Source organism: Tardiphaga sp. P9-11 (assembly GCF_008329525.1).
In the GTDB taxonomy this organism is placed as follows: domain Bacteria; phylum Pseudomonadota; class Alphaproteobacteria; order Rhizobiales; family Xanthobacteraceae; genus Tardiphaga.
The window spans coordinates 643,642-667,734 of sequence record NZ_NPKQ01000002.1 but is presented as its reverse complement, the minus strand read 5'-3'; the positions used below and the strand labels follow the sequence as shown (position 1 = coordinate 667,734).

At 61.7% G+C, this 24,093-nt stretch carries 24 protein-coding genes, 1 tRNA gene and 1 pseudogene; 16 read left to right on the top strand and 10 right to left on the bottom strand.

Annotated elements, in window-relative coordinates; genetic code table 11:
* Positions 1-70: 70 nt before the first annotated feature.
* Positions 71-1,204: a M20/M25/M40 family metallo-hydrolase gene (locus tag CIW50_RS09555; protein WP_149530997.1), complete on the bottom strand. Its 1,134-nt coding sequence runs from the start codon at positions 1,202-1,204 to the stop codon at positions 71-73.
* A gap of 330 nt (positions 1,205-1,534) precedes the next feature.
* Here CIW50_RS09555 and CIW50_RS09550 point away from each other — a divergent pair, with 330 nt between their 5' ends.
* Positions 1,535-3,154 (top strand): ABC transporter substrate-binding protein, encoded by a 1,620-nt coding sequence (locus tag CIW50_RS09550; RefSeq protein WP_149531581.1) that lies wholly within the window; start codon positions 1,535-1,537, stop codon positions 3,152-3,154.
* Here CIW50_RS09550 and CIW50_RS09545 read toward each other — a convergent pair.
* The gene (locus CIW50_RS09545; RefSeq protein ID WP_149530996.1) at positions 3,151-3,381 is read right to left on the bottom strand and encodes a hypothetical protein; all 231 of its coding nucleotides are present in this window, start codon (positions 3,379-3,381) and stop codon (positions 3,151-3,153) included. The genes CIW50_RS09550 and CIW50_RS09545 overlap by 4 nt on opposite strands.
* Positions 3,382-3,550: 169 nt before the next feature.
* Here CIW50_RS09545 and CIW50_RS09540 point away from each other — a divergent pair, with 169 nt between their 5' ends.
* Entirely contained in the window at positions 3,551-5,176 is a 1,626-nt protein-coding gene (locus CIW50_RS09540; RefSeq protein WP_149530995.1) for an ABC transporter substrate-binding protein, read from the top strand.
* Between the two features lie 109 nt (positions 5,177-5,285).
* On the opposite strand, the gene CIW50_RS09535 is transcribed toward CIW50_RS09540, so the two are convergent.
* The gene (locus CIW50_RS09535) at positions 5,286-5,849 is read right to left on the bottom strand and encodes a helix-turn-helix domain-containing protein (protein WP_149530994.1); all 564 of its coding nucleotides are present in this window, start codon (positions 5,847-5,849) and stop codon (positions 5,286-5,288) included.
* A gap of 30 nt (positions 5,850-5,879) precedes the next feature.
* The gene (locus CIW50_RS29010; RefSeq protein WP_172980282.1) at positions 5,880-6,056 is read right to left on the bottom strand and encodes a hypothetical protein; all 177 of its coding nucleotides are present in this window, start codon (positions 6,054-6,056) and stop codon (positions 5,880-5,882) included.
* Between the two features lie 122 nt (positions 6,057-6,178).
* On the opposite strand from CIW50_RS29010, the gene CIW50_RS09530 reads away from it, so the two are divergent.
* From CIW50_RS09530 to CIW50_RS09495, 8 genes are all read left to right on the top strand, one after another.
* Positions 6,179-6,526 (top strand): RidA family protein, encoded by a 348-nt coding sequence (locus CIW50_RS09530; RefSeq protein ID WP_149530993.1) that lies wholly within the window; start codon positions 6,179-6,181, stop codon positions 6,524-6,526.
* Positions 6,527-6,684: 158 nt separating this feature from the next.
* Entirely contained in the window at positions 6,685-8,001 is a 1,317-nt protein-coding gene (locus CIW50_RS09525; RefSeq protein ID WP_149530992.1) for an MFS transporter, read from the top strand.
* 85 nt (positions 8,002-8,086) lie between these two features.
* The gene (locus CIW50_RS09520) at positions 8,087-8,608 is read left to right on the top strand and encodes an MOSC domain-containing protein (RefSeq protein ID WP_149530991.1); all 522 of its coding nucleotides are present in this window, start codon (positions 8,087-8,089) and stop codon (positions 8,606-8,608) included.
* A complete protein-coding gene (locus CIW50_RS09515; RefSeq protein WP_149530990.1) occupies positions 8,605-9,561 on the top strand; it encodes a PDR/VanB family oxidoreductase in 957 nt (318 codons plus the stop codon). The genes CIW50_RS09520 and CIW50_RS09515 overlap by 4 nt, the downstream gene beginning before the upstream one ends.
* 286 nt (positions 9,562-9,847) lie before the next feature.
* A complete protein-coding gene (locus CIW50_RS09510) occupies positions 9,848-10,876 on the top strand; it encodes a 2-keto-3-deoxygluconate permease (protein ID WP_149530989.1) in 1,029 nt (342 codons plus the stop codon).
* Position 10,877: 1 nt separating this feature from the next.
* Entirely contained in the window at positions 10,878-12,128 is a 1,251-nt protein-coding gene (locus CIW50_RS09505; RefSeq protein WP_149530988.1) for a four-carbon acid sugar kinase family protein, read from the top strand.
* Positions 12,125-13,126, top strand: a complete 1,002-nt coding sequence (gene pdxA, locus CIW50_RS09500) for a 4-hydroxythreonine-4-phosphate dehydrogenase PdxA (RefSeq protein WP_149530987.1) — start codon at positions 12,125-12,127, stop codon at positions 13,124-13,126. Before CIW50_RS09505 ends, pdxA begins: the two co-directional genes overlap by 4 nt.
* A gap of 186 nt (positions 13,127-13,312) precedes the next feature.
* Complete coding sequence (locus CIW50_RS09495; RefSeq protein WP_149530986.1) at positions 13,313-14,074, top strand: DeoR/GlpR family DNA-binding transcription regulator; 762 nt, start codon at positions 13,313-13,315, stop codon at positions 14,072-14,074.
* A gap of 242 nt (positions 14,075-14,316) precedes the next feature.
* Here CIW50_RS09495 and CIW50_RS09490 read toward each other — a convergent pair whose 3' ends face one another.
* Complete coding sequence (locus CIW50_RS09490; RefSeq protein ID WP_149530985.1) at positions 14,317-15,633, bottom strand: hypothetical protein; 1,317 nt, start codon at positions 15,631-15,633, stop codon at positions 14,317-14,319.
* A 158-nt stretch (positions 15,634-15,791) separates the two neighbouring features.
* Here CIW50_RS09490 and CIW50_RS09485 point away from each other — a divergent pair, with 158 nt between their 5' ends.
* The gene (locus CIW50_RS09485) at positions 15,792-16,022 is read left to right on the top strand and encodes a hypothetical protein (protein WP_149530984.1); all 231 of its coding nucleotides are present in this window, start codon (positions 15,792-15,794) and stop codon (positions 16,020-16,022) included.
* Between the two features lie 99 nt (positions 16,023-16,121).
* On the opposite strand, the gene CIW50_RS09480 is transcribed toward CIW50_RS09485, so the two are convergent.
* Positions 16,122-16,207, bottom strand: a tRNA-Leu gene (locus CIW50_RS09480).
* A gap of 149 nt (positions 16,208-16,356) precedes the next feature.
* Between CIW50_RS09480 and CIW50_RS09475 the strand changes: the two genes are divergently transcribed.
* The gene (locus CIW50_RS09475) at positions 16,357-16,773 is read left to right on the top strand and encodes a twin-arginine translocation pathway signal (RefSeq protein ID WP_149530983.1); all 417 of its coding nucleotides are present in this window, start codon (positions 16,357-16,359) and stop codon (positions 16,771-16,773) included.
* 9 nt (positions 16,774-16,782) lie between these two features.
* On the opposite strand, the gene CIW50_RS09470 is transcribed toward CIW50_RS09475, so the two are convergent.
* Together CIW50_RS09470 and CIW50_RS09465 are read right to left on the bottom strand one after the other, a co-directional pair.
* The gene (locus CIW50_RS09470) at positions 16,783-17,949 is read right to left on the bottom strand and encodes an FAD-dependent monooxygenase (RefSeq protein ID WP_149530982.1); all 1,167 of its coding nucleotides are present in this window, start codon (positions 17,947-17,949) and stop codon (positions 16,783-16,785) included.
* Positions 17,950-17,958: 9 nt separating this feature from the next.
* Positions 17,959-18,204, bottom strand: a complete 246-nt coding sequence (locus CIW50_RS09465; protein WP_092146933.1) for a zinc-finger domain-containing protein — start codon at positions 18,202-18,204, stop codon at positions 17,959-17,961.
* A gap of 229 nt (positions 18,205-18,433) precedes the next feature.
* On the opposite strand from CIW50_RS09465, the pseudogene CIW50_RS09460 reads away from it, so the two are divergent.
* The 4 genes and pseudogenes from CIW50_RS09460 to CIW50_RS09445 form a co-directional block, all read left to right on the top strand.
* A pseudogene (locus tag CIW50_RS09460) lies at positions 18,434-19,534 on the top strand (hypothetical protein); the annotation flags it as partial.
* 174 nt (positions 19,535-19,708) lie between these two features.
* Positions 19,709-20,461: an alpha/beta fold hydrolase gene (locus CIW50_RS09455; protein WP_149530981.1), complete on the top strand. Its 753-nt coding sequence runs from the start codon at positions 19,709-19,711 to the stop codon at positions 20,459-20,461.
* 226 nt (positions 20,462-20,687) lie between these two features.
* Positions 20,688-21,515 (top strand): serine O-acetyltransferase, encoded by an 828-nt coding sequence (gene cysE, locus CIW50_RS09450; protein WP_149530980.1) that lies wholly within the window; start codon positions 20,688-20,690, stop codon positions 21,513-21,515.
* Between the two features lie 155 nt (positions 21,516-21,670).
* Entirely contained in the window at positions 21,671-21,889 is a 219-nt protein-coding gene (locus CIW50_RS09445) for a DUF3126 family protein (RefSeq protein ID WP_068736180.1), read from the top strand.
* A gap of 78 nt (positions 21,890-21,967) precedes the next feature.
* Here the strand turns inward: CIW50_RS09445 and CIW50_RS09440 are convergent, their stop codons facing one another.
* Positions 21,968-22,618 (bottom strand): response regulator, encoded by a 651-nt coding sequence (locus CIW50_RS09440; RefSeq protein ID WP_068736182.1) that lies wholly within the window; start codon positions 22,616-22,618, stop codon positions 21,968-21,970.
* Entirely contained in the window at positions 22,615-23,994 is a 1,380-nt protein-coding gene (locus tag CIW50_RS09435; protein ID WP_149530979.1) for a sensor histidine kinase, read from the bottom strand. Before CIW50_RS09435 ends, CIW50_RS09440 begins: the two co-directional genes overlap by 4 nt.
* Positions 23,995-24,093 lie beyond the last annotated feature (99 nt).

The following is a 24,093-nucleotide window of genomic DNA, read 5'->3' as shown; positions in this document are numbered from 1 at the left end:
ATGGTAGCAAGTCCTGTGCCATCCCCCGGTTCACGCCTGCGATGCAGGGCGCGAACCGGGGGACGTTGCATTAATCGAGGGTTGCCAGCAATCCCGCCATCAGGCGGCCGCGGTCAACAAGGCTCTGCGCAACAATATATTCGTTGAGCGTGTGCATATCGGCGCCATGAACGCCGAGGCCGTCGAGGGTGGGGATACCCATCGCGCCGGTAAAATTACCGTCCGAGCCGCCGCCCTTGCTGCCATGGGTCAGTTCGGGTAGGCCGAGTTTTGCGTTGATGGCCTTGGCTTTCTCGAACAGGGCTATGGTTCCTGCATTGGGTTCCCACACCGGGCGGGTGACGCCGCGTGTCACATTGAAGGTCACGTCATTCTCAGTACCTGAGAGAGCGAGCATGCGCTGAACGCCGGCATCGAGGTCTTCCTGGCGCTTGGCCATGCTCAGTGCTTCGCCGGTGCAGGATGAGGCAACGCAATTGACCCATTGTCCGCCATGAACGATGCCGACACTGAATGTGCAATCCGGTCCGGTCATCTCGTCGATCTGCACGATCTTCTTCGCCATTTCGCGAATCGCGGAGCGGCCATTCGACAGCGTGGCGCCGGAATGGCTGGGGCGTCCGATGGTTTCGAGATTGAAGCGGGCGATGGCGTAGCGGCCTGACGTGACGCCGTTGTTGGTGCTGCCGGGCTCCGGCACCAGCACATACTTGTTGCGTGCGGCCTCGGCTTCGATGACGTCGCGCGTCGAGGGGGTGCCGACTTCCTCGTCCGGCGTGAACAGCACGGTGATCGGCAGCGGAGTCGTGTAGGAGATACGTGCGAGCTGGCGGATCGCTTCCAGCGACAGATAATTACCGCCCTTCATGTCGCAGATCGCGGGGCCGTAGCAGAGTTCGCCGTCGCGGCGCCACTTCAGTTTTTCGATGGTGCCAACCGGATGAACGGTATCCATATGGCCCGCGATCAGGATGCCGGGTTCGCCGAATTTCGGGTGTGGAAAACGTGCGCGGATGCAGCCGCCGAATCCCTGACGCCCCGCGATGCGCTCGATGGTCGCACCCATGATCTGCATATCGCGCGCCGCGAGATCGAGCATGCTGTTAACAGCGTTCGCATCCCAAGTGGGGCTCTCGCATTCGACCCAGGTGCGCAGGCCCTGCAACATGTTCTCAAGATCAAACGGAAGTTCGGCGGGGTTCATCAAGTCATTCCTCTTGGATGAGAATTTCGTCACGGATGATTAAGGCGCTCCGTGCGTGCGCACATTCCCAGAGTTCGTTGGCGAGAGTTCGTGCATGACTTAGCAGCAGCGCAATCGCCTTTGCAAATCGACGATGTGCATTGCAATGCATTCTACACCGTGTGGATGTATCGCGTGGAAAACGCGATTGACGCGCACCACGCTTGATGCCAAGCCTTTGAAGCCTAAATGATAAAGGCAATACGCGAAGGCGCCTAAAATTCTATCGCGTTGCATAATCGATCATCGATCGATGATCAGATTCCAGTCAGGAGAGATTGAGTGTCCTACATGTCACGTTGGCAGCATTCTGCGGCCTTCACGAAATTTGCGCTGCCCGGTCTGGCGGTCGCCGTTGCGCTCGCGCTGCCGGTGCTGTCGTCGCCCGCGCATGCTGCAGGCAAGACCATCACTGCAGTGATGCATTCCGATTTGCGCGTGCTCGATCCCGGCATCACGACCGGCTATATTGTCCGCGACCACGGCTATATGGTTTACGATACGCTGCTCGGCATGAACTCGAAATACGAGATCAAGCCGCAGATGGCCGACTGGAAGGTCTCCGACGACAAGCTTGTCTATACATTCACGCTGCGCGACGGCCTGCTGTGGCACGACGGCAAGCCGGTGACCGCGGAAGACTGCGTCGCCTCGCTGCAGCGCTGGGGCCGCAATGACGGCATGGGCCAGAAGCTCATGGACTTCACCAAGAGCATCGAGGCGCCCGACGCCAAGACCATCGTGCTGACGCTGAAGGAGCCCTACGGCCTCGTGCTCGACTCCATCGCCAAGCCGTCGTCGCTGGTGCCGTTCATGATGCCGAAGCGTCTCGCCGAAACGCCGGCAGGGAAGGCGATTTCCGAGCAGATCGGTTCGGGTCCGTTCAAGTTCGTGCAGTCCGAATTCCAGCCCGGCGTGAAGGCGGTCTACGAGAAGTTCAAAGAGTACAAGCCGCGCTCCGAGCCGACCGACTGGCAGGCCGGCGGCAAGGTGGTGAAGGTCGATCGCGTCGAATGGATCACCATGCCCGATGCACAGACCGCGGTGAATGCGCTGCAGTCGGGTGACATCGACTTCATGGAAAATGGTCCCTACGACCTGCTGCCGGTCCTGGCGAAGGACCCGGAGCTCAAGATCGAAGTGCTCAACCCTCTGGGCTTCCAGACCTTCGGCCGCATGAACTTCCTCAACCCGCCCTTCGACAATCCGAAGATTCGCCGTGCCGCATTTCTGGCAATGAACCAGAAGCCGGTGCTGGATGCGCTGGTCGGCGATCCCAAATATTACAAGGTCTGCGGCGCCGTGTTCGGTTGCGACACGCCGAATGCCACCGATGTCGGCTCGGAAAGCCTGGTGAAGGGCAACGGTCTCGCAGAGGCCAAGAAGCTGCTCGCTGAGGCCGGTTACGACGGCACGCCAGTGGTGATCATGGCGCCGACCGATGTGACCACGTTGAAGGCGCAGCCGATCGTTGCGGCGCAGCTGCTCCGCGATGCCGGCTTCAAGGTCGAGGTGCAGGCCACCGACTGGCAGACGGTGCTCAGCCGTCGTCCGAGCCAGAAGCCCGTCAAGGAAGGCGGCTGGAACATGTTCTTCTCGAACTGGGTCGGTGCCGACATTCTCAATCCCATCAGCAATGTCGCGACCTCCGGCCGCGGCAAGAGCAATGGCGGCTGGTTCGGCTGGAGCGAAGATGCCGAGCTGGAAGTGCTGCGTGACAAATATGCGCGCGCGACCACGCCGGAAGAGCAGAAGAAGCTCGCCGCCGAGATCCAGAAGGAAATCTACGACAAGGTGATCTACATTCCGCTTGGCGAATACAAGGTGCCGAGCATCTGGCGCACCTCGCTAACCGGCGTCACCCAGGGCGCTGCCATTCCGATGTTCTGGAACATCGACAAGAAGGACTAACCCGGCACCGCTGCGGCGGTCCGTGTGAAGTAACAAACGCCGGCCTGAGTGATCAGGCCGGCGTTTTTGTTTTTGCGAATGACCTCTCCATGAGCGATGCGTTCGATGGTCGCACCCATGATTGCCATGTCGCGTGCAGCGGGGTCGAGCATGCCGTTGACTGCGAGCGTGACTTGGCAGCAGCAGGCAATCTCCTTTGCAGATTGACGATGTGCATTGGAATGCATTCTGCAGCATGTGGATGTAGCGCGTGGAAAACGCGATTGACGCGCATCACACTTGATGCAAGTCTTTGATGTCTAAAAGATAAAGGCAACGCGTGGTCGCGCCTAAATTTCTATCGCGTTGCACAAGCAATCATCGACCGATGGTCAGTTTCAAGTCAGGAGAGATCGAATGTCCTACATGTCACGTTGGCAGCGTTCTGCGGCCTTCACGAAATTGACGCTACCGGGTGTAGCCCTCGCAATTGCGCTGGCGCTGCCGTCACTCTCTTCGCCCGCGTTGGCGGCCGGCAAGACCATCACTGCGGTGATGCACTCGGATCTGCGCGTGCTCGATCCCGGTATCACCACGGCCTATATCGTGCGCGATCACGGTTACATGGTTTACGACACGTTGCTGGCGATGGACGCAAACTTCAAAGTCCAGCCGCAGATGGCGGAGTACAAAGTCTCCGATGACAAGATGGTCTACACTTTCACGCTGCGCGACGGCCTGAAGTGGCATGACGGCAAGCCTGTTACTGCGGAAGATTGCGTCGCTTCGTTGCAGCGTTGGGGCCGCAATGACGGCATGGGCCAGAAGCTCATGGACTTCACCAAGAGCATCGAAGCCCCCGACGCCAAGACCATCGTGCTGACGCTCAAGGAGCCCTACGGCCTGGTGCTGGATTCGATCGCGAAGCCATCGTCGCTGGTGCCATTCATGATGCCGAAGCGTCTCGCCGAGACCCCCGCCGGCAAGGCCATTCCGGAGCAGATCGGTTCGGGTCCGTTCAAGTTCGTGCAGGCTGAATTCCAGCCGGGCGTGAAGGCGGTTTACGAGAAGAACAAGGACTACGTGCCGCGCTCCGAGCCTGCGAGCTGGGCGGCCGGTGGCAAGGTCGTCAAGGTCGACCGCGTCGAATGGGTCACGATGGCCGATGCGCAGACCGCGGTGAATGCGCTGCAGTCCGGCGACATCGATTTCATGGAGAACGGTCCCTACGATCTGCTGCCGATTCTCGCCAAGGACAAGGAGCTCAAGATCGAGGTTCTGAACGAGCTCGGTTACCAAACGCTGGGCCGCATGAACTTCCTGTTGCCTCCCTTCGACAACATCAAGGTCCGCCGCGCGGCGTTCCTCGCGATGAACCAGAAGCCGGTGCTCGATGCGCTGGTCGGTAATCCTGACTACATGAAGATCTGCGGTGCCATGTTCGGCTGCGGCACGCCGAATGACACCGATGTCGGTGCGGAAACGCTGGTCAAGGGGAGCGGTATGGCGGAAGCCAAGAAAGCGCTGGCCGAATCCGGTTACGACGGCACGCCCGTGGTCATCATGGCGCCGACCGACGTGTCGTCGCTGAAGGCGCAGCCGATCGTCGCCGCGCAGCTTCTGCGCGATGCCGGCTTCAAGGTCGAAGTGCAAGCCACCGACTGGCAGACCGTGGTGACGCGCCGTGCCAGCCAGAAGCCCGTCAAGGAAGGCGGCTGGAACATGTTCTTCACCAATTGGGTCGCTGCTGACATTCTCAACCCGGTTTCCAACGTCTCGACCTCGGGCCGCGGCAAGAATGGCGGCTGGTTCGGATGGTTCGAGGACGGCAAGATCGAAGAACTGCGCGACAAGTATGCGCGCGCAGCGACGCCTGCGGAACAGAAGGCTGCCGCTGCGGAAGTCCAGGCCCGTGCGCTCGAGCAGGTCGCGTATCTGCCGCTTGGCGAATACCGGATCCCCAGCATATGGCGGAAGTCGCTGACCGGCGTGCTGCCGGGCGCCGCCACTCCGGTGTTCTGGAATATCGACAAGAAGGAGTAATCGGCGCCGCTGCGGCGGGCAGGTTTGAATAAGAGAGCGCCGGCCTGGGTGATCAGGCCGGCGTCTTTGTTTTTGCGAATGACCTCGCAATGACGGGGATGGGCCGGTACTACCGCTCGGGCGATGCCGCCGACACCACGAGCAGCACGTCGGCCTTGGGCTTGCCGATGCTGCGCACCCAGTGCGGTGTCTCGCCGGAGAAGTACAGGCAGTCGCCTTTCTTCAGGACGATCTCTTCGTCCTCGATCTTGATCGCCATCCTGCCTGATATGACGAACAGGAATTCCTCGCCCGCATGCGATGCGCGGGGCGCGAATTTCAGCGGCGGCCGGATCAGGAACGGCTCCATCATCTTGCGTGTGCGTCCCGCAGCCAGTGCCAGCAGATCGACGCCGTCGTCCTGCATGGGCGTTTGCTGCTCGTCCTGCCGGAACAGCGTGTAGCGCGGGGCTGGTGTTGGGTTGGGATCGAACAGATAGGTGACGTTGACGTCGAGCGCGGCGGCGAGGCGCAGCAGCGCATTCACCGATGGCGTCTTCAGGCCGCGTTCGACAAGGGAGATATAGCCACGCGTCAACTCGCTCTGGGTGGCGAGCTGATCCAGCGTCAGTCCCTTTGTCGTGCGAAGCTGGCGCAGGTTGAAGCCAACCGCATTCTTGCTGACGTCAAGCAACGTCGATCTCCTGATGAAGTGCTTGTTCTTTTAGATCGCGCGCGGCGACGGTGGAAGGGCTGTCTTGGCCCTCTCCTTGAAAGCGCTCCAGATCGACAGCGGATTGTTTCTGTTGGAAAACATCGCTGCAAATATTTCCAGCACGGGCAAGGATAATTTAGGCAAAAGTGCCGGGAAATGCCGATTTTCCGCCTGCAGCATGTGCATCAGCTGCTTTTTGCCGATTTAGGCATCAGATGCCGATTTTCGTGACGTTGATTTCTGTCAGTAAACATGTTGGATTTTGATGACGGGAATATGTCCTCAGAAAACGACACGAAGGCAGATATATGATCACGCGTTTGAAGCCCGGCAAACGGCTCAGCATGGCCACGGTTCACGGCGGTCTCGTTTATCTCGCGGGACAAGTGCCGGACGATCTGTCTGTCGGCGTCGAGGCGCAGGCCGCCGAAGTGCTCGCCAAGATCGACGCGCTTCTGAGCGAAGCGGGCACCGACAAGTCATCGATCCTGAGCGCCACGGTGTGGTTGCCAAACATCGCGGATTTCGCGGCTTTCAATACAGTCTGGGATGAATGGGTGCCGGCGGGCGCATCGCCCGCGCGCGCCCGTGTCGAAGCACGGCTCGCCAATCCGTCGATCCGCGTCGAGATCGCAGCCATCGCTGCGATTCTCTAGGGAATCGCTGCCATTCCCTAGGCATCACCACCGCCTGCGCTGGGCGACTGAAGCAACAGCGACAATTCACGAGACGACCCGGACTGCGCCGCGAGATGTCGCGGCACGGAACGACCCATTGCGCCTGAAACTGAACATGTCTTTTGAAGGAGTGAACGATGACCGTCGCAGAAGAATTCAATGCAGTGACGACTGCCGACCATCCGGACGATGCGGTGTTGCGCAAGATCGTCTGGTCCAGCGTGATCGGCACGGCCGTCGAGTGGTACGACTTCCTGATCTATGGCGCGGCAACCGCGCTGGTGTTCAACAAGATTTTCTTCGCCGCGGGCGATCCGGCACTCGCAACTATCGCAGCCTTCGGCACCTATGCGGTCGGCTTCCTCGCCCGTCCACTTGGTGCTGCGATCTTCGGTCATTATGGTGACCGTGTCGGTCGCAAGGCGATGCTCGCGATTACGATTATGGTGATGGGCCTCGGCACCTTCGCCATCGGTTTGCTGCCGACCTACGCACAGATCGGCATTGCGGCGCCGATCCTGCTGATCGGGCTGCGCTTCCTGCAGGGCATCGGCCTAGGTGGCGAGTGGGGCGGCGCGGTGTTGATGGTGGTGGAGAACTGCCCGACACATAAACGCGGCTTCCTCGGCAGCATGGTGCAGGTGGGCAATCCCGTCGGCAATCTCGCGGCCATCGGCATGTTCGCGCTGGTCTCGCAACTGCCTGAAGAAGACTTTATGAGCTATGGCTGGCGCATTCCGTTCCTGATCTCGATCCTGCTGGTCGGCGTCGGCCTCTGGATCCGCATGAGCATGGAAGAGACGCCCGCATTCCGCGCGCTGAAGGCGAAGAACGAAGTCGCCAAGATGCCGATCGTGGAAATCTTCAAGTATCACCGCAAACCGTTCTTCACCGCGGTTGGCCTGAAGATCTCGGAAATCGCCTATGCCAGCATTGCCGGCGTGTTCATCATGTCCTATGCGACGTCGAAGCTCGGCCTGTCACGCGGGCTGGTGCTGAACGGTGCCTTCATCGCATCCTTCGTTGCGCTGTTCTCGATCCCGTTCTTCGGCTGGTTGTCGGACAAGGTCGGGCGCAAGATCATGTTCTATGCGAGCTGCGCGTTCTGTGCCGCCTTCGCATTCCCGATGTTCTGGCTGCTCGACACCCGCGATCCGACCATCGTGATCCTGACCATCGTTGTCGCGATCTCGTTCGGCCAGATGGTGATGTTCGGCATCGGCGCGCCCTGGTATTCGGAGCTGTTCACCGCGAAGCTGCGCTATAGCGGTGCGTCGCTCGGCTTCCAGGTCGGTGCGGCCATCTCGGGCGGTCTCAGCCCGTTGATCGCGGCGTCGTTGATGACCTGGGCCGGTGCGACCTGGCCGGTGTCGGTGTTCCTGATCTTCTGCGCCTGCATCACCGCCATCGCGACATCCTTTGCGCCGGAAATGGCGAACAAGGAACTGACCTGACGGCAGCGGGGCGGCAGCACGCCTGCCGCCCACACCCCAGCCCATGAATGACTGCGATGACGACATCTGCAGAAGGAGTTGAGCGATGCTCGATACGTTGACGCCAAATTCCGTAGCCAGCGCCGTGGTCCCGTCATGGACCGGCGTGGTGCGTTATCTCCACATCACGCCGCGCGCGTTCCTGCCGATGCGCGAAATGCCCGAACTCACTTTGATCGCCGGTAAGGGGATCGAAGGGGATCGCTACATGATCGGCCGCGAGGAGGGGTTCTACTCACACAAGCCTGAAGAAGGGCGTCAGGTCACCTTGTTTGAATACGAGACGCTGGTGGCGCTGAAGCGCGATCACAATATCGATCTTGCCCCCGAGGAACATCGCCGCAATGTCACCGTATCCGGCGTGCCGCTGACACATCTTGTCGGTCGCCGGTTCTGGCTCGGCGAGACGCTGCTGGAGTCGACGCGTTTGTCGATTCCGTGCCGGCATATCGAGGAGATCACCGGCAAGGCGATCTTCGATCCGCTGATCAACCGCTCCGGCCTCAACTGCAAGATTTTGCAGGGGGGCACCGTGCGCGTCGGCGATGCCGTGCGGAATGTGCAATGAGCGCGGTGCCGATCACGAAAGTTAGGACCATCGTCGACAAGATCGAGGACGGCGGCCGGGGCATCAAGGTGTTCTCGCTGGTCGATCCCGATCACTGGGAACTGCCGCCGTTCGGGCCGGGTGCGCATATCGATCTGCATTTGCCCGGTGGATTGGTGCGGACCTATTCGCTCTGCAACGATCCGGCCGACGACAAGCGCTATGTCGTTGCTGTGAAACGCGAGGCCGAAGGGCGGGGCGGCTCGATCGTGCTGCATGATGCGGTCAAGGTCGGCGACACCATCGGCGTGACGCTGCCGCGCGGCGGTCTCGATCTGTCTGCGGATGTGACGCGCTTCACATTCATCGGCGGCGGCATCGGCGTGACGCCGTTCCTGTCGGCGGCAGCCTTCCTCAGGCGCATGGGCCGTTCGAAATTCACGCTGCACATGATTGCGCGCGGCGAGCCGCCACTCGCCGATCTCCTCGCGCCGCTGCGCAAGTCCGGTCATGTGGTGATTCACGACACGTCGAGTGGGCAACGCCCGGATATCGCGGCATTGGTCGGCCGGCCACTGTCGGATGTCGCGCTTGCCTGCTGCGGTCCCGACGGCATGATCGACGACTTCGAACAGGCGTCACGCGACTGGCCCGCCGATCGCGTTCATATCGAGCGCTTCGTGCCGCCGCCGCTGCCGATAGATCCCGACGCGAAGCCCTATGTGCTGGCGCTGGCAAAATCGAAACGGGAAATCACCGTCGCCGCAGGGCAGACCATGCTGTCGGCACTCACAGATATCGGCATCGAGGTGCCAGCGTCGTGCTGCGGCGGCATCTGCGGCTCCTGCAAGGTGGACTGGCTCGAAGGACAGCCGGTGCATCGCGACCGCGTACTGTCGCCGGCGGAGCGCGAACGCAGCCTCTTGGTCTGTGTGGCAGGTTCCGCTGGGGATCGCCTGGTTCTCGATCTCTGACGTTCGATTTGACGGCAAACAGGCGGCAACGGATGCACCGTTGCCGCCTGTTTGCGTTTCATGCCGCGCATCGCAAGGCTCGACGTTCCGGTCAGCGGAACGGGGGCTGTGGATGGCTTACAAACATACCTTGATCGCTTAACTAATTTTTAGAAATTGCGCAATTTGCGCAAAAAGTGTTTGATGACTGCGCAATTTGCGCATATCTGGCGATGTGCGCAGGGGCTCCTGAGGGAAATTGCGCAGAATAATCAGTGACGCGCAGGACGCGGGAAGGAAATAGACCATGCAGATTCCAATTAAGCGGGCGATTGAGAAGGTGCCGGGCGGCATGATGACGGTGCCGCTGCTGATCGGCGCGCTGTTCGCGACCTTCGCGCCCACCACCCCGAAGTTTTTCGGTTCGTTCACCGGCGCGCTGTTCTCCGGCGGCGCCCTGAGCATTCTGGCCGTGTTCTATGTGTGCATGGGCGCGAGCATCGACTTCAAGGCGACGCCTTACATCGTGAAGAAGGGCGGCGCGCTGATGATCGTGAAGGTCGGCACCGCAATTATCTTGGGCCTGATCTTCGGCCGCTTCCTCGGTGAAGCGCCGGTCACCGCCGGCATCTTCGCAGGCGTGTCGACGCTGGCGATCGTCGCTGCCATGAATGACACCAACGGCGGTCTCTACATGGCGCTGATGGGTCAGTACGGCCGTCCGCGTGACGTCGGCGCCTATAGCATCATGACGCTGGAAAGCGGTCCGTTCCTCACCATGGTGACGCTTGGCGTTGCCGGTCTGTCGTCGTTCCAGTGGCCCGCGCTCGTCGGCGCGATCCTGCCGCTGGTGGCCGGCATGATCCTTGGTAATCTCGATCGCGAACTGCGCGACTTCCTCAGCAAGGCCGTGCCTGTGATGATCCCGTTCTTCGCCTTCGCGCTCGGCACCGGCCTGAACCTGACGCAGGTCTGGCAGGCGGGTCTGCTTGGCGTCGGCATGGGCGTTGCCGTCGTGATCGTGACCGGCATCCCGCTGTTCCTTGTTGACCGTCTCACCGGCGGCAACGGCGTCGCGGGTGTTGCTGCAGCGTCGACCGCCGGTAATGCGGCCGCTGTGCCTGCGATCGTCGCTGCGGCCAATCCGGCCTATGCGGCTGCTGCCGGTCCGGCGACCATCCTCATCGCGGCCTGCGTGGTCGTGACGGCGATCCTGACGCCGATCCTCACCTCGTGGGTTGCCGGCATCGTCGGCCGTGATGTCGAGCCGGAAGCGGAGGCGACGACGCCTGCTGCGCCAAGCGTCGCATCACCCGCACCAGCGACAGGGCGCTAAGATGGCGGGACGCTGGCTGATCCTCGCCGACGATCTCACCGGTGCAGCGGACTGCGCCATCGCCTTCGGTCGCCGCGGTCTTGCGGCTGCCGTGACCTGGGGCGAGATCGCAAGTGCGGGGGATCGCCAGCATCCGGTTATCTCCTATGATGCAGCGAGCCGCGGCCTCACGGCCGAGGCCGCTGCGCGTCGGCATGCCGACGTTCTGCAACGGTTGATGGAGCCGGGTCGGCTCCTGTTCAAGAAGATCGACTCCACGCTGCGTGGTCAGCCAGCTTCCGAGACGGCCGCTGCGCTGGCGCATCTCAAGGCACAGTCGGGTTCGGCTTTCGGCATATTTGCGCCGGCCTTTCCCGCGACGAACCGCACCACGATCAATGGCCGCGTCGTCGTCAATGGTCGTCCGCTTGAGGAAGCCGAGGTCTGGAAGCGCGATCACACCTACGACAATGCCGACATCGCCGACGTGTTGGCGTCAGCGGGTGTTCGCAGTGAGAAAGTCCTGCTCGCGATCATCCGCGGTGGCCATCTCAAGGCTCACCTCGCGCGTATCGCATCCGGCGACAGCGTTGTTGCGATCTGCGATGCGGAGACCGAGCACGACCTGCATCTGATCGCCGAAGCCAGTCTGAAGATTTCACCGGCGACGCTGTTCATCGGCAGCGCAGGCCTCGCGCATGCGCTGGCGGCGCTCGACGACGCCAGCGCTACCGAAAAACTCGAAATTCCGACCAGCGCCTATGGCACACTGATCGTGGTCGGCTCGCTCGCCGGTGCATCGCGCTCCGCAGCGCGCAAATTGGTCGCGAGCGGCACTGTGACCCATCTGCCGGTCACGCCGGAAGTCCTGCTCGGCGACAAGGCAGGGCAGGCGGCACTGGCCGCACGCGTGACCGAAGGATTGACCGCGGGCGGCGATGTCCTGGTCGAGATCGTGATGGACGACAATCCGAAAATGTCGCTCGGCCCGCAGCTCGCTCAGAATCTTGCCGATGCCCTCACGCCCGTGGCGTCCAGCATCGGCGCCTTTGCTGCAACCGGCGGTGAAACCGCTGCCGCGTTGCTTTCCCGCTTCGGCGTCAACGGCATCCGTCTGGCCGACGAGATCGAACCCGGTGTGTCGCTGGGTCTTACCCTCGGCGCACTATCTGTTCCGATCGCCACCAAGGCCGGCGCCTTTGGCGACGAGGACAGCTTGATCAAAATCCGCGACCGTCTTCACACTGTCCGAACTCAAGGAAGCTTCACATGACCCGTCCGACCATTGCGATCACCATGGGCGATCCCGCAGGCATCGGCCCCGAGGTCATCATGAAGGCCTTCGCGCATCCGGAAATGCTCGCGATGTGCAATCCGCTGGTGATCGGTGACGCCAATCGCCTGCGCAAGGCCGGTGAGATCGTCGGCGCCAAGATCGGCGTGGATTCGCTCAGTGATGCAAAGGCTGCAAACTTTGCGTCGAAGAACGTCCAGTGCGTTGACTTGAAGATCGTGCCCGATGACCTGCCGTTCGGACAAAACTCCCCGATCGCAGGCGAGGCGGCTTACCGCTTCATCGAGAAGGCGGTCGAGATCGTTCAGGCCGGTATCGCCCAGGGTATCTGCACGGCGCCGCTCTCCAAGGAAGCGCTGCATGCCGCCGGCCACAAATATCCCGGCCATACCGAATTGCTCGCGCATCTCACCGGCACGCCGGAAGTGTCGATGATGCTGGTGTCGCCGAAACTGCGCGTGATCCACGTGACCACGCATATCGGCCTGATCGATGCCATCAAGAAGATCGAGCCGGGCCTGGTCGAGCGCGTCATCACGCGCGGCCATGAAGTACTGGTGAAAGCCGGCATCAAGAATCCCAAGATCGGCGTTTGCGCGATCAATCCGCATGCCGGTGAAAACGGCCTGTTCGGTTACGGCGAGGAAGCCGAGAAGATCACGCCGGCCGTAGAAGCCTGCCAGAAGAAGGGCTGGGACGTGCGCGGTCCGCTGCCGGCCGACACGCTGTTCTTCCTCGCCGGTCGCGGCGACTACGACATGGTGGTGGCGATGTATCACGATCAGGGCCATGGCCCGATCAAGGTGCTGGGTCTGGAATCCGGCGTGAACATCACGGTCGGCCTTCCGGTGATCCGCACCTCGGTCGATCACGGCACCGCCTTCGACATCGCCGGCAAGGGCATCGCCGACGAGCGCAGCCTTCTCGAGGCGCTGCGGCAGGCGGTGGATCTCGCACCGGGATCCAGAGCGGCGTAACTCAGCGCTGTCATTCCCAGGCACACCAATTGGTGTGCCTGAGGGTGTGAGCCCTTGCGTGCGACCCTCAGCCACTCCAATAGGAGTGGCGGGGAATCCCGTTGTGCTTGAGCGATGCTAAGGTTCGCCGGCGCGAAGATGCGCCGGCGCCCCGGAACGACGCGTGGTATAGGGGGCTGAAGGTCAATGTCGATGCGGAGCAAGGAGCGTCACGCCCGCCTGCTGGACGCGCTGAATGCTGGAGAGATCGATGTCGACGATCTCGCCCGGCGCTTCGACGTATCGGCATCCACTGTCCGGCGCGACCTGCAGCATCTCTCCAGGAACAATGCGGTGCGCCGCACTTACGGTGGTGCGATTCTCACCGGCCATGTCGCGGAGACGACGCTCGACCAGCGCATCTCGGTTCAGGGCAAGGAAAAGCAGGCCATCGCGCGTGCCGCAATCGACCTGATCGAGGATGGCGACACACTCATCCTTGATGCGGGATCAACGGTCGCGGCATTCGGCAAGCTGCTGTTGCAGCGCCGCTTGCGCATCATCACCAACAATATCGCGTTGCTGCCGTTTCTCGCCAAGGCACCGGCCATCGAACTCGTGGTGCTGGGCGGCGCGCTGCGCGCCACCAGCATGAGCACCCTGGGGTCGCTGGCCAGCGAGGGACTGCGCCGGCTCACGGCCGACCGTGCCATCATGAGCGCTGACGGCGTGGTCAGCACCCGCGGCCTGTGCGAAGCCGATCTCGATCAGGTCGCGCTGAAATCGCTGATGATGCAGCAGGCCAAGGAGGTCATCGTGCTCGCGGACGCCGGCAAGCTCGGCCGCGCCGAACAAGACGCCTGGGCGCCGCTGCCGCCGCGCTGGACGCTCGTGACAGGCGCCGGTGCATCGGCGGATCAGCGTAAGCTGATGGAGAGTGCAGGGGCGCGGATCGTCGTGGCGGCGTAATCGCTGGGCGTGAGGTGAAGCGCAGCGGCGCTATCCTCTCGGATACTCGCCGTTGCGTCCGCCTAGCGGCAATTTACTCGGTTGCCAATCTTTCCTGCCAATGGATGTGCAACTGTTCTCATAAGTCGGGTGGACATTAAGATTCTTCTTGTCACGTTTCGCATCTAGCAGGAATTTCTGAATTACCTGCAGCGTCGCGATCTGCGAACTTGATGTGTATCGATCCGTCATCAATTGTAGTACTATGATATCAATGATCGAGTTTCGTTTGCTCGATCAGGTAAGTGACTCTTGTCATAAATGCTTGCGACAGTATCGAGCGTTCGAGTTGCGGTAACAAGTTCAGTCGAGCTTCCCGATTTCTTCCATTTGCGCAGATGGTGCTCTCCTTTTAGTCTAAGCAAGCTAGTATTTGCGAGCATGCATGTTTTGTTCGTTTTTGCATAAGCTTGTGCCGAGCTGAACTGTTTGGAGAAATTATTCTCCATCTCAAGCTGATCATACCAATCCGCGAGCGTTATCATACTAAATAAAGCCCCCTCTGGATCGCCTGAGTCTTGATCCATCAATACCGCTTCGTTCAAGCCAGCAAGAGGTGTTCTGTTTTCCAGTTGGCGGAGGCGCGTATTAGGATCTGCTCCCATTTCTAAGGCCGATCGTGAAGCATTGTGGAGCGTTGAGCCACCGTTCGAGCCTAGGAATTCATCGTAAATCCTGTTCATCGGGGATTTAATGGCGTCAGACCGATCCTTAAGTATCAGGAAGGGACCACGATAGTTTTTGTGGTGATACCCTAAATGGTTGCGAATTCGATTCCGAATTCCCGGATCGGGCCAAATTCTGTAGACGTTGACCAACTCGCCGACAAAGATGCGTTCTAAAGCATGGTTTCGCGCTTGATAGGCGGCCCATCCGCCAACATAGGCGATAAGGCCCCGGTACATGCAGATCTGTGGCGTGTCTGCCATGCCGATGGACTCGGGTGCGACCGAAAGTATCACATGCAAGGCGTAGGCGGTCTTGATCGCTGACGTGTAGTTTCCTCTTTGACGTTCAAAGAATACCTCGTTGAAGCAGAAGCTCTGGAACGTTTGCTCGCTGGCGAGATTTGATCCGGCCCAGTGTGGTAGCGCGAGGCGCTTGCTAGTCAACTCAAGAGCGCGTTGGAGGTTCATCCTTGGCGCAACGACGTTCTTGTTGATGCGTTGATCCCACTTGCTCATCGCGTTCGAATAAGGACTGAACAATTTATCGAAATCGATTAGCGCGTTTTCACTGAGTATCCTTTCCCGCGTATTGTGGCGTTTTAGTCCTTTCAGGACCGATATGATTTGACGATGCGTGGCTTCGTCGACGGCGCGGAGGGGGATGGTGTCGAGCGGTCGCGTGACAAATTCGGTGTAGTGGTTCTCCAGGCCTCTATGGCCCTGGAAAAGGCGGTACGGCTTGATCGGAATCGCTTTGACCTGAGTCGAGGCAGTGGTGACGAGGGCATCGAGCATTTCGGTATATCGGGCGATTGCCGGATCCAGTTTTGTCGGTATCGACATCCAAATCATGGTCTTTCTCCATCGGCTCGCGATCCATGCTGATGCATTCTGATTTTGTTGCAAGGGCGATCTTCCCCAAACTCAACTGAGATTGTGGGGTCACGTTCGCTTGTCGGAACGTCGACGAAGGATAGAAGCTGCGGACATTCCTATGTGGGAGATGTCCGATGAGCGGCTTGTTTCACAGTTTGAACGCCCATTCCAAAGCAGGGGATGCCGGTGGGGGAGGGCATCTTCTCCCGGAGTGGATTTATGCGAGTGGTTGCTGCCTCCTCTTGCTGACCTTCGTTCTTGTGGTCGGCGTGGCGGTTATGACGACGAACAGGGATCGCGCGAATATTGCTTGTCGCTTGGCGATTGCGCTCGGAACCATCGCCGTCCTGGTTCTTCTCCGATGATCGGACAAGCGCCAGACGAGGCAGAAGCCGTTGTTCTGCCTCTGCTTTATTTCCTTGTCGTAAGAGAGGTGCAGTGATGGATTCGAGCTAGGTCGCGCCTGGTGCCCCCTGCCGGACTCGAACCGGCACGCCCAGAGGACTCAAGATTTTAAGTCTTGTATGTCTACCAATTCCATCAAGGGGGCAGGCCGCGCTTCCTTACCTTTAAATTCGCCGGCCGCCAAATCGCTTGCTGGATCAGGCAAATGGTGGGGAGGGATGGCAGATTCAGCCTCAATCCGGCCACCGGCTGCTGCTTTACGCAACGTCAATCATGCCCGGCTAGAAAGTCCAGATGATCGACCGTCACCCTCGTTCCTGCCTGCCGACGCGCGCTGCTGCGATGGCGTCCCTGCTTGTTCTTGCCGGCTATCTCGGCGGCTGCGCCAGCATGGGCGATGGCATGGTGTCCGGCGCCTTTGTCGACCCCGCGAAATATGACCTCTATGACTGCCCGCAGCTTGAGACCGAGCGCAAGACGCTTGCGACGCGGACGGCCGAATTGCAGGGGTTGATCGACAAGGCCCAGACCGGTGCGGGTGGGGCGGTGGTCAGCGAACTCGCTTATCGCAACGATTACATCTCGACGCGGGCGCAGGCCAAGCTGGCGGAAGAGAACTGGCAGAAGAGCAAGTGTGTGGCCAGTCCGCCGAAAGCGCCGGCGGCGTCAGAACCCATTGCGCCGCGCAAGCGCGCCGGCGCCCGCTCCTGAGCCGTCGACTCAAAGTCTCCAGTTATAGATCCAGTCCTGCCGCGCCTGTAGACGTTGCGCACCGAGCGCGCGCATGGCGAGGTCGCGCGCCAGCGCCATAGGGCCACGCAGGTGATAGATCCGGCCGGACTGCGTTGCCGTGCGCTGGATGCGGATGACACGCGGCTGGCGCAAGGCCGCGTAGCGCGCCAGTGCTGGCGCAATCGCTGCCGCATCGTCGCCAACCGTGCCAATGCATTGCGCGAGTACTGCCGCATCTTCGATGGCCATGCCTGCGCCTTGCGCGGCAAACGGGAGCATCGCATGCGCGGCATCGCCGAGCAGCGCCACGGGGCCTTCATGCCACATGCCGCCATCCGGGATGGTGAAGAGCGGCCAGCGCCGCCAGTTGTCGATGCTGTCGATCATGGCGCGTGCATTGGCGGGCCAGCGCGACGCTGCAAAATGTCGGCTGATCTCGCTGGCGTCGCCTTTGTCGCTGCCGCCGGGCGGCAGTGCCGCGCCGGGCATGATCGCGACCATGTTGATCCGCTCGCCCGATGACACCGGATAGACGACGAGATGTGCCTTCGGTCCCATCCAGAGCTGGACGCCCCGGGGGATCAACGCGCTGCCCAATCGGCGCGTCTCCAACGTCCCGCGCCAGGCGATCAGACCGGAGAAGTGCGGCTGCGTTTCGGGAAACAGTTGTCGTCGCACGAAAGACCACGCGCCATCGGCGCCGATCAAGGCCAGCGCCGGCTCACCGTTGACCGTGATGCCGGCGTGCGTGGTGCGGAGGTTGTCCACGGGACAGCCGAGGCGCAATTCGATGTCGGGATGTGCGGCGACCGCGCCAAGCAGGGCCGATTGCAGATCGGCCCGGTGCACCAGCCAGTAGGGCGCATGATCGTCTGCGCTGCCCAGTGGAAGGCTGATCACCTCACCACCGCTGCGCGCGGTCATGATGCTCACACTGGCCGGTGTCGTGACATGGGGCGCAAGGCGCGGCTGCAGGCCAAGGCCGATCAGCACGCGGGTCGCATTGGGCGAGAGCTGCAATCCGGCGCCGGCCTCTTCAAGCCGTCCGGTCTTCTCGCAGATGAGGATGCGAAAGCCGCGGGCGGCCAGCGCCAACGCGGCCGTCAGTCCGCCGATGCCCGCACCAGCGATGACGATGGTGCGCGGCGCCGTCACGGCCGGGAATCAGGCAACCTTGTCTTTCACCACGCATTCCGGCGGACGCGACTGGCCGGCAGCGAGATCGGCGGCAAAGCGATACAGGGTTGAGCAATACGGGCAGATGATCTCGTTGTCGTTGCCGAGATCGAGGAAGACATGTGGATGATCGAACGGCGGATTGGCACCCACGCACATGAATTCCTGCGAGCCGATCTCGATGATCGGAACGCCGGCGTCATTGTGAAAGTGCGGAACCACGTGGTCGGACATCTTCTCTACCTTTGCTCGCAACAGCTGCGGATAATTCACGTCCGCGCGCCATTCAGTGCGACGCACCATACTGGTCTGGAACCATGATTCCTAGACCACGCAGGGGACATTAAGTCGTGCAAATTCGACACAATTCGGGTGTCTCCGAATAGCCCTTCTTTCGTCGGGGCGGTTGTGCCTTGAAAAAGGCGCACCACTTCTGGAGCGGTGTTTGAATAAGGTTTTTGTCATGTGGTTCCGGCTGGATACAGCTTTGACGGGGGTAGCGGTCTGCGCGACTGCCGGCTTGTTGTTGTTGCCGCATGCGCGCGATGCCGGAGCCGTTCTGGCCGCGCAGGATGACCCTGTCGCTCTGGCCGATGCGCAACTCAACTCTGCATTGCGTAATGATCCCGCGGTGCTCGCGCGCAATATCGAAGTGGCAATCGCGGGCGGGGATGCGGACCTCGCCAAGAGTTTTGCCGATGTCGCCGCCGCAAAAAATGTTCAACTGCCGGATGATCTCTCCAGGCGTGTGACGGATGCTGTTGCTGACGAGAATTCCGCGTCCCATTTCGCCAACCGCTTTGCGACCGGTTTTGTCACCGGCAATGCCGACGACGTCGGCAGCCTGTCCGGCACCGTCGCCGGCGATCTCTTCGTATTCGGAGATATTCGCGACGTAGTGCGCGAAGGCAAACACATCGCGATGGGTGAGGATACCGATCACTTGATCCTCGGCCTTGCCGCGGCTGGTCTTGCGGTGACAGCTGCGACCTATGTCAGCGTTGGTGGCGTCGCGCCGGTGCGTGCGGGTCTCACGCTGGTCAAGGATGCCCGCAAGGTCGGGCGGATCGGCGAGGGTCTCACCGCCTGGGTCGCACGCTCGGCGCGCGGCGTGGTGGATGGTCCGATGCTGCGCGCCGCCGTGGCCGATGCCTCGGTGCTGCGGCCGGGCCAGACCATCACCGCGGTGAAGGCGGCGTTTCGCACCGAGAAGGCAGGCGGCATCGTGCGTCTTGCCGGGGATGTCGGCCGCGTCGGCGAGAAGGCCGGCACGCGCGGCGCGCTCGATACGCTGCGTATCGCCCAGAGCCCAAAGGACGTTACGCGTGCGGCGGGTCTGGCCACGGCCAAGGGCGGCCAGACCCGCGCGATCATGAAGATGTTCGGTCGCGGCGCGCTGCTGCTGGCGGCTGGCGCATTCAATCTTTCGATGTGGGTGTTCTGGGCGCTGTTCGCGCTGCTTGGATTTGTCGTGTCGATCAAGGCAACCACCGAGCGCATTACCTGGTCCTGGCTGCAGCGCTCCAAGGCGAAACGCGCGCGCCGCGACCTGGCGGTACGACAGGACGCTCTGCTGCAGGATATCTCACGCAAGGACGCATTACTCAGGGACATGGCTCTCCGCCATCCGGCACCGGCTCACTCACTGGCGCCGGTGCTCGTCCACGGGTAAACTACGCGCTTCCCGCCACATTCATTCTCTCAATCACCGATCTTCTCAACAATAACGGAATTCTGGATGCCGAGCTTTCACAACGGCGCTGTCGAAATTGCTTATCTCGATGAAGGCGAGGGCGATCCGATCGTTCTCGTGCACGGCTTTGCGTCGAGCAAGAACGTCAACTGGGTCTATCCGACCTGGGTGTCGGAATTGAAGAAGCACAATCGTCGCGTCATTGCGCTCGACAATCGCGGCCATGGCGAGTCCAGCAAGCTCTACGATTCCGAACAGTACAGCATCGGCGCGATGGCCGCCGACGTGCGCGCGCTGCTCGCGCATCTCGGCATCGTCAGAACCGACATGATGGGCTATTCGATGGGCGCGCGGATCACTGCCTATATCGCCTACAGCCATCCGGAACTGATCCGCAGCGCGATCTTCGGCGGCCTCGGCATCGGCCTCATCAAGGGCGGTGGTCCCGGCGAGAACGTCGCCCTCGCGCTCGAAGCGGACTCGCTCGATGACGTCACCGATCCTGTCGGTCGGACGTTTCGCGCCTTCGCCGACCAGACCCGCTCGGATCGCCGCGCGCTCGCAGCCTGTCTGCGCGGGTCGCGCCGTTTGATGAGCAATGATGAGGCTGCGTCCATCAAGGTGCCTGTGCTCATTGCGGTCGGTACCACCGATGACATCGCGGGCTCGTCGCACGCGTTGCAGAAGGTCATTGCCGGCTCCGAAGTGCTGGACATTCCGAACCGCGATCACATGCGGGCGGTGGGCGACCGCGTCTACAAAGAAGGCGTGCTGGATTTCCTGTCGCGTCGGCCGTGATGACAATTGGCGAGGGGCGCACCTTGTTTTGATCACACGAGCGCCCACTTCTGATGCACGCCCGGTTTGTGGGCGAGGTCGGTTCGGGCCGGGAACGCGTGCGTTCTCAACGTGTTAGCAAGTGAATGCCGGGTAAGCCGGCGTTCACGATGGTAGGAGGCGTGTCACGACAGCGACGCGTCTTGTGCTATAATCGACGCTGTATTCAGGAAATTGCGAGTCCGCCATGGCCGTGCAGAGCATCAACCCGCAGAATTCAAAACTCGCAACGCTGGATCCGATCTGGGATCGCATTCGCACCGAGGCGGAAGACATCGTCCATCGCGAGCCCGAGCTGGCATCCTTCATCTATTCGACCGTGCTGCACCACAATCGTCTCGAAGACTCGGTGGTGCACCGCGTTGCCGAACGTCTCGATCATGCTGCGCTGTCCGGCGACCTGATCCGCCAGACCTTCGACGAGGCGCTGCGCGACGAGCCCGACCTGGGTAACGCCTTCCGTGCCGATCTCGTCGCCGTGTTTGACCGCGATCCCGCCACGACGCGCTTTATCGATCCGCTGCTGTACTTCAAGGGATTCCACGCCATCCAGGCGCATCGTCTGGCCCATTGGCTCTACAACAAGGGCCGCAAGGACTTTGCATGGTACATGCAGAGCCGCTCGTCGGCCGCCTTCCAGACCGACATCAATCCTGCCGCGAAAATCGGCCGGGGAATCTTTCTCGATCACGCGACCGGCTTCGTCGTCGGCGAGACTGCGGTCATTGAAGACGATGTCTCGATCCTGCATGGCGTCACGCTTGGCGGCACTGGCAAGGAAAACGAGGATCGTCATCCGAAGATTCGCCGCGGCGTGCTGATCGGTGCCGGCGCCAAGATTCTCGGCAATATCGAGGTTGGCCATTGCGCGCGTATCGCGGCGGGTTCGGTCGTCGTCAAGCCGGTGCCGCACAATGTCACCGTCGCCGGCGTGCCTGCGAAGATCGTCGGTGAAGCAGGTTGTGCGGAGCCGTCACGCACCATGAACCAGATGCTGAACGCCATTGGACTTTGATCTGGGTTCTGATTTTCGGGCCCTGATATCGCACGCGTTTTCGTTCACTTGTGGGATGGCGTGATTTTTCGAGAAACGGCCTAGCCGTCGACGCCATCTCGCATTAAAGCTTCTCTCCATCAGCTCAACAGACATCAACTGCATTGGAGACACCTGTGGACGTTCAGGAAGTCAGAAAGCTCGACGCCTATCTCAAGCGCGTGTTCGGCAACCAGAAGCTTCGCGTGGTGCCGCGCCCGAAGAAGGACGACTCCGCTGAAGTCTACATCGGCGAAGAATTCATCGGTGTGCTGTTCGTCGATGACGAAGACGATGATCGCTCGTTCCAGTTCCAGATGGCGATCCTGGAAGAAGACCTCGTCGATAACGGCTGAGGATGCACCTTGCCTCCGCTTGGCGGCGGCGAGATCAGCCCAAACGCTGCGCGGGCCTTCGCGCTTTGGCACCACACGCTAGGCCGCGTTGTCCGGCGCAACCAGGCCGGCGGCGGTGGCAAGCCAGACCAGGTGCGCGTCGGTGCGCGCGCCGATTTTCGATTTGATCTGGTAGTGATAATTCTGCACGGTCTTGGTGCTCAGATTGAGCGACGTCGCGATCTGCTCCGTGGTCCAGCCTGACGCCACCAGCCGCAGGATTTCCGTTTCGCGCGGCCCGAGATCTTCCACCAGCGACCGTTCGTTGCCGAGCCGCTCGCTGGCGATTTCACGCGCGATGTCTTCGCTCAGTGCGCGTCCGCCGCGGGCGACGGTGGCGATGGCGCGCACCAGTTCGTGCGGCGCACTGCTCTTTGTGATGTAGCCGCAGGCGCCAGCCTCGAACGCTTTCAGAGCGAACGCGGCGCTCGCATGCATGGTGAATACCAGCAGGCGCGCGGTGCGATCCCATTGCCGGATATGCCGGATCGCTTCCAGCCCGCCGGGGCCGGGCAGCGACAGATCCATGACCACCACGTCCGGGCGCTCTGCCTGATAGGCGCGATAGGCCGCAGCGGCATCCTCGGCCTCGGCGCTCACGCGAAAACCGACCTGCCGCTCCAGTAGCCGGCGATAGCCTTCGCGCACCACCGGATGGTCGTCGACCAGCAGGATGCTGACGGCGGTCATGCCGCCGCTTGTCGTGGCAGCAGCGGAATCACCGCGGCCACGCGGATACCGTGTGCCGCCGGGGCGATCGACAGGCTGCCGCCAAGCGCTGCGATGCGTTCGCGGATGCCGAGAATGCCGTGGCCGGAGGCGGTGTGGGCCTGCGTGGCGTCGCCGCCGCCGTCATCCTCGACACTGACGGCGACGGCGTCGCGGACCTCTTCCCCATGGCTGACGCGGAGATGAACGTGCTGCGGCCGGCCGTGGCGTGCGGCGTTGGTGAGGCACTCCTGCGCGATGCGGTAGATATTGACGGCGGCTTCTGCGGGGACGGCGGTGAGATCGCCGGCTACGTCGAGATGAAACACGGCGCGCCGCGTTGTGCTCGCATTCCACTGCGCCACCAGTTGCACAAGGCTGGCCTGCAATCCCAGTTCCTCGAGATCCTGTGAGCGCAGTCGCGCCAGCGCGCTGCGCAGCGTCGTCATCATCTGGCCGGTGATGCGGGCGATAGCGCGGGCATCGTCGGCCAGATCGGAACGGGACGGCGTGGCGCCGGTCTCGATGGCCGCGGCGAGCGCCGCGGTGGCGGTGAGGCACTGGCCGAACTCGTCGTGCAGATCGCGCGCCAGTGCGCGGCGTTCTTCTTCCTGTACCTGAAACAGTCGCTTGGTCAGCGCGACGCGTTCGGCGGTGGTGGCCGCGAGACGGCCGGCGAGATCGTTGACGGCGCGGGCGATATGGCTGAATTCGGTGGCGCCGAAAGCGGGCAGGCGATGGCGGTGGTCACCATGTTCGAGGCGGCGCAGGCCGCGTACGATGCTCCGGGCCGGCATCAGCGCATGGCCGATCAGGAGGATCGCGAGCACGCTGATGCCCAGCGCCATCGCCGCGGCGATGCTGACCATCACGGTCACCTGCCGCCATGCCTGACGCACGGCGGCGGCGGGGTCGACACGGGCTTGCACGGTGCCTGCATCGCGCTGCCGCACGGTAAGGGCCCGCGTTTCCGTGGCATGTGGCCCGAACAGCGCCCCGTAGAGACTGACGAACCATGATGGCGCGGGGCTGCCGATGTCTTCGGTCTGGCTGCACAGGTCGAAAGGCGGTGCGCTGCCGAGCCGGAAGTCAATGCACACGCCCGGTGCGATCACCTTCATGGTGGCAATGGATTTCCAGTCCGGCAGCGGCAGCAATGCATCGCGGTAAGTGCCGTCGCGCCACAGCAATTCGCGCCAGTACAGGTTCTGCAGGGTTGCCGCCGCGCGGTCGGCGGAGGCGGCAGTGTCGGCCTCGATGGTGCGGTGCGCATCGACCAGAATCCAACCGATCGTACAGGCCAGACAGAGCAGCACCACGGCGACGAGACGAAGGACGAGATGTATCAGCAGGCGCATGATCGCATTCCCCGCGGTGAGACATTGATATTAAAGCGGCACGCGCCGCGGTCTGGCAAGCGGTTCTGCATCGTTTGGGCAATTTGCCCGGTATGTCGC

Bases quoted from the DNA above. Each gene is read 5' to 3' on its own strand.
- CIW50_RS09550 (WP_149531581.1), top strand. From the start codon at position 1,535: ATGTCACGTTGGCAGCATTCTGCGGCCTTCACGAAATTTGCGCTGCCC.
- CIW50_RS09490 (WP_149530985.1), bottom strand. From the start codon at position 15,633: ATGATTTGGATGTCGATACCGACAAAACTGGATCCGGCAATCGCCCGA.
- CIW50_RS09440 (WP_068736182.1), bottom strand. From the start codon at position 22,618: ATGACCGCCGTCAGCATCCTGCTGGTCGACGACCATCCGGTGGTGCGC.
- CIW50_RS09475 (WP_149530983.1), top strand. From the start codon at position 16,357: ATGATCGACCGTCACCCTCGTTCCTGCCTGCCGACGCGCGCTGCTGCG.
- CIW50_RS09510 (WP_149530989.1), top strand. From the start codon at position 9,848: ATGCAGATTCCAATTAAGCGGGCGATTGAGAAGGTGCCGGGCGGCATG.
- CIW50_RS09530 (WP_149530993.1), top strand. From the start codon at position 6,179: ATGATCACGCGTTTGAAGCCCGGCAAACGGCTCAGCATGGCCACGGTT.
- CIW50_RS09465 (WP_092146933.1), bottom strand. From the start codon at position 18,204: ATGTCCGACCACGTGGTTCCGCACTTTCACAATGACGCCGGCGTTCCG.
- CIW50_RS09555 (WP_149530997.1), bottom strand. From the start codon at position 1,204: ATGAACCCCGCCGAACTTCCGTTTGATCTTGAGAACATGTTGCAGGGC.
- CIW50_RS09495 (WP_149530986.1), top strand. From the start codon at position 13,313: ATGTCGATGCGGAGCAAGGAGCGTCACGCCCGCCTGCTGGACGCGCTG.
- CIW50_RS09435 (WP_149530979.1), bottom strand. From the start codon at position 23,994: ATGCGCCTGCTGATACATCTCGTCCTTCGTCTCGTCGCCGTGGTGCTG.
- CIW50_RS09455 (WP_149530981.1), top strand. From the start codon at position 19,709: ATGCCGAGCTTTCACAACGGCGCTGTCGAAATTGCTTATCTCGATGAA.
- CIW50_RS09505 (WP_149530988.1), top strand. From the start codon at position 10,878: ATGGCGGGACGCTGGCTGATCCTCGCCGACGATCTCACCGGTGCAGCG.
- CIW50_RS09485 (WP_149530984.1), top strand. From the start codon at position 15,792: ATGAGCGGCTTGTTTCACAGTTTGAACGCCCATTCCAAAGCAGGGGAT.
- CIW50_RS09540 (WP_149530995.1), top strand. From the start codon at position 3,551: ATGTCCTACATGTCACGTTGGCAGCGTTCTGCGGCCTTCACGAAATTG.
- CIW50_RS09545 (WP_149530996.1), bottom strand. From the start codon at position 3,381: ATGCATTCCAATGCACATCGTCAATCTGCAAAGGAGATTGCCTGCTGC.
- pdxA (WP_149530987.1), top strand. From the start codon at position 12,125: ATGACCCGTCCGACCATTGCGATCACCATGGGCGATCCCGCAGGCATC.
- CIW50_RS09520 (WP_149530991.1), top strand. From the start codon at position 8,087: ATGCTCGATACGTTGACGCCAAATTCCGTAGCCAGCGCCGTGGTCCCG.
- cysE (WP_149530980.1), top strand. From the start codon at position 20,688: ATGGCCGTGCAGAGCATCAACCCGCAGAATTCAAAACTCGCAACGCTG.
- CIW50_RS09515 (WP_149530990.1), top strand. From the start codon at position 8,605: ATGAGCGCGGTGCCGATCACGAAAGTTAGGACCATCGTCGACAAGATC.
- CIW50_RS29010 (WP_172980282.1), bottom strand. From the start codon at position 6,056: ATGCACATGCTGCAGGCGGAAAATCGGCATTTCCCGGCACTTTTGCCT.
- CIW50_RS09525 (WP_149530992.1), top strand. From the start codon at position 6,685: ATGACCGTCGCAGAAGAATTCAATGCAGTGACGACTGCCGACCATCCG.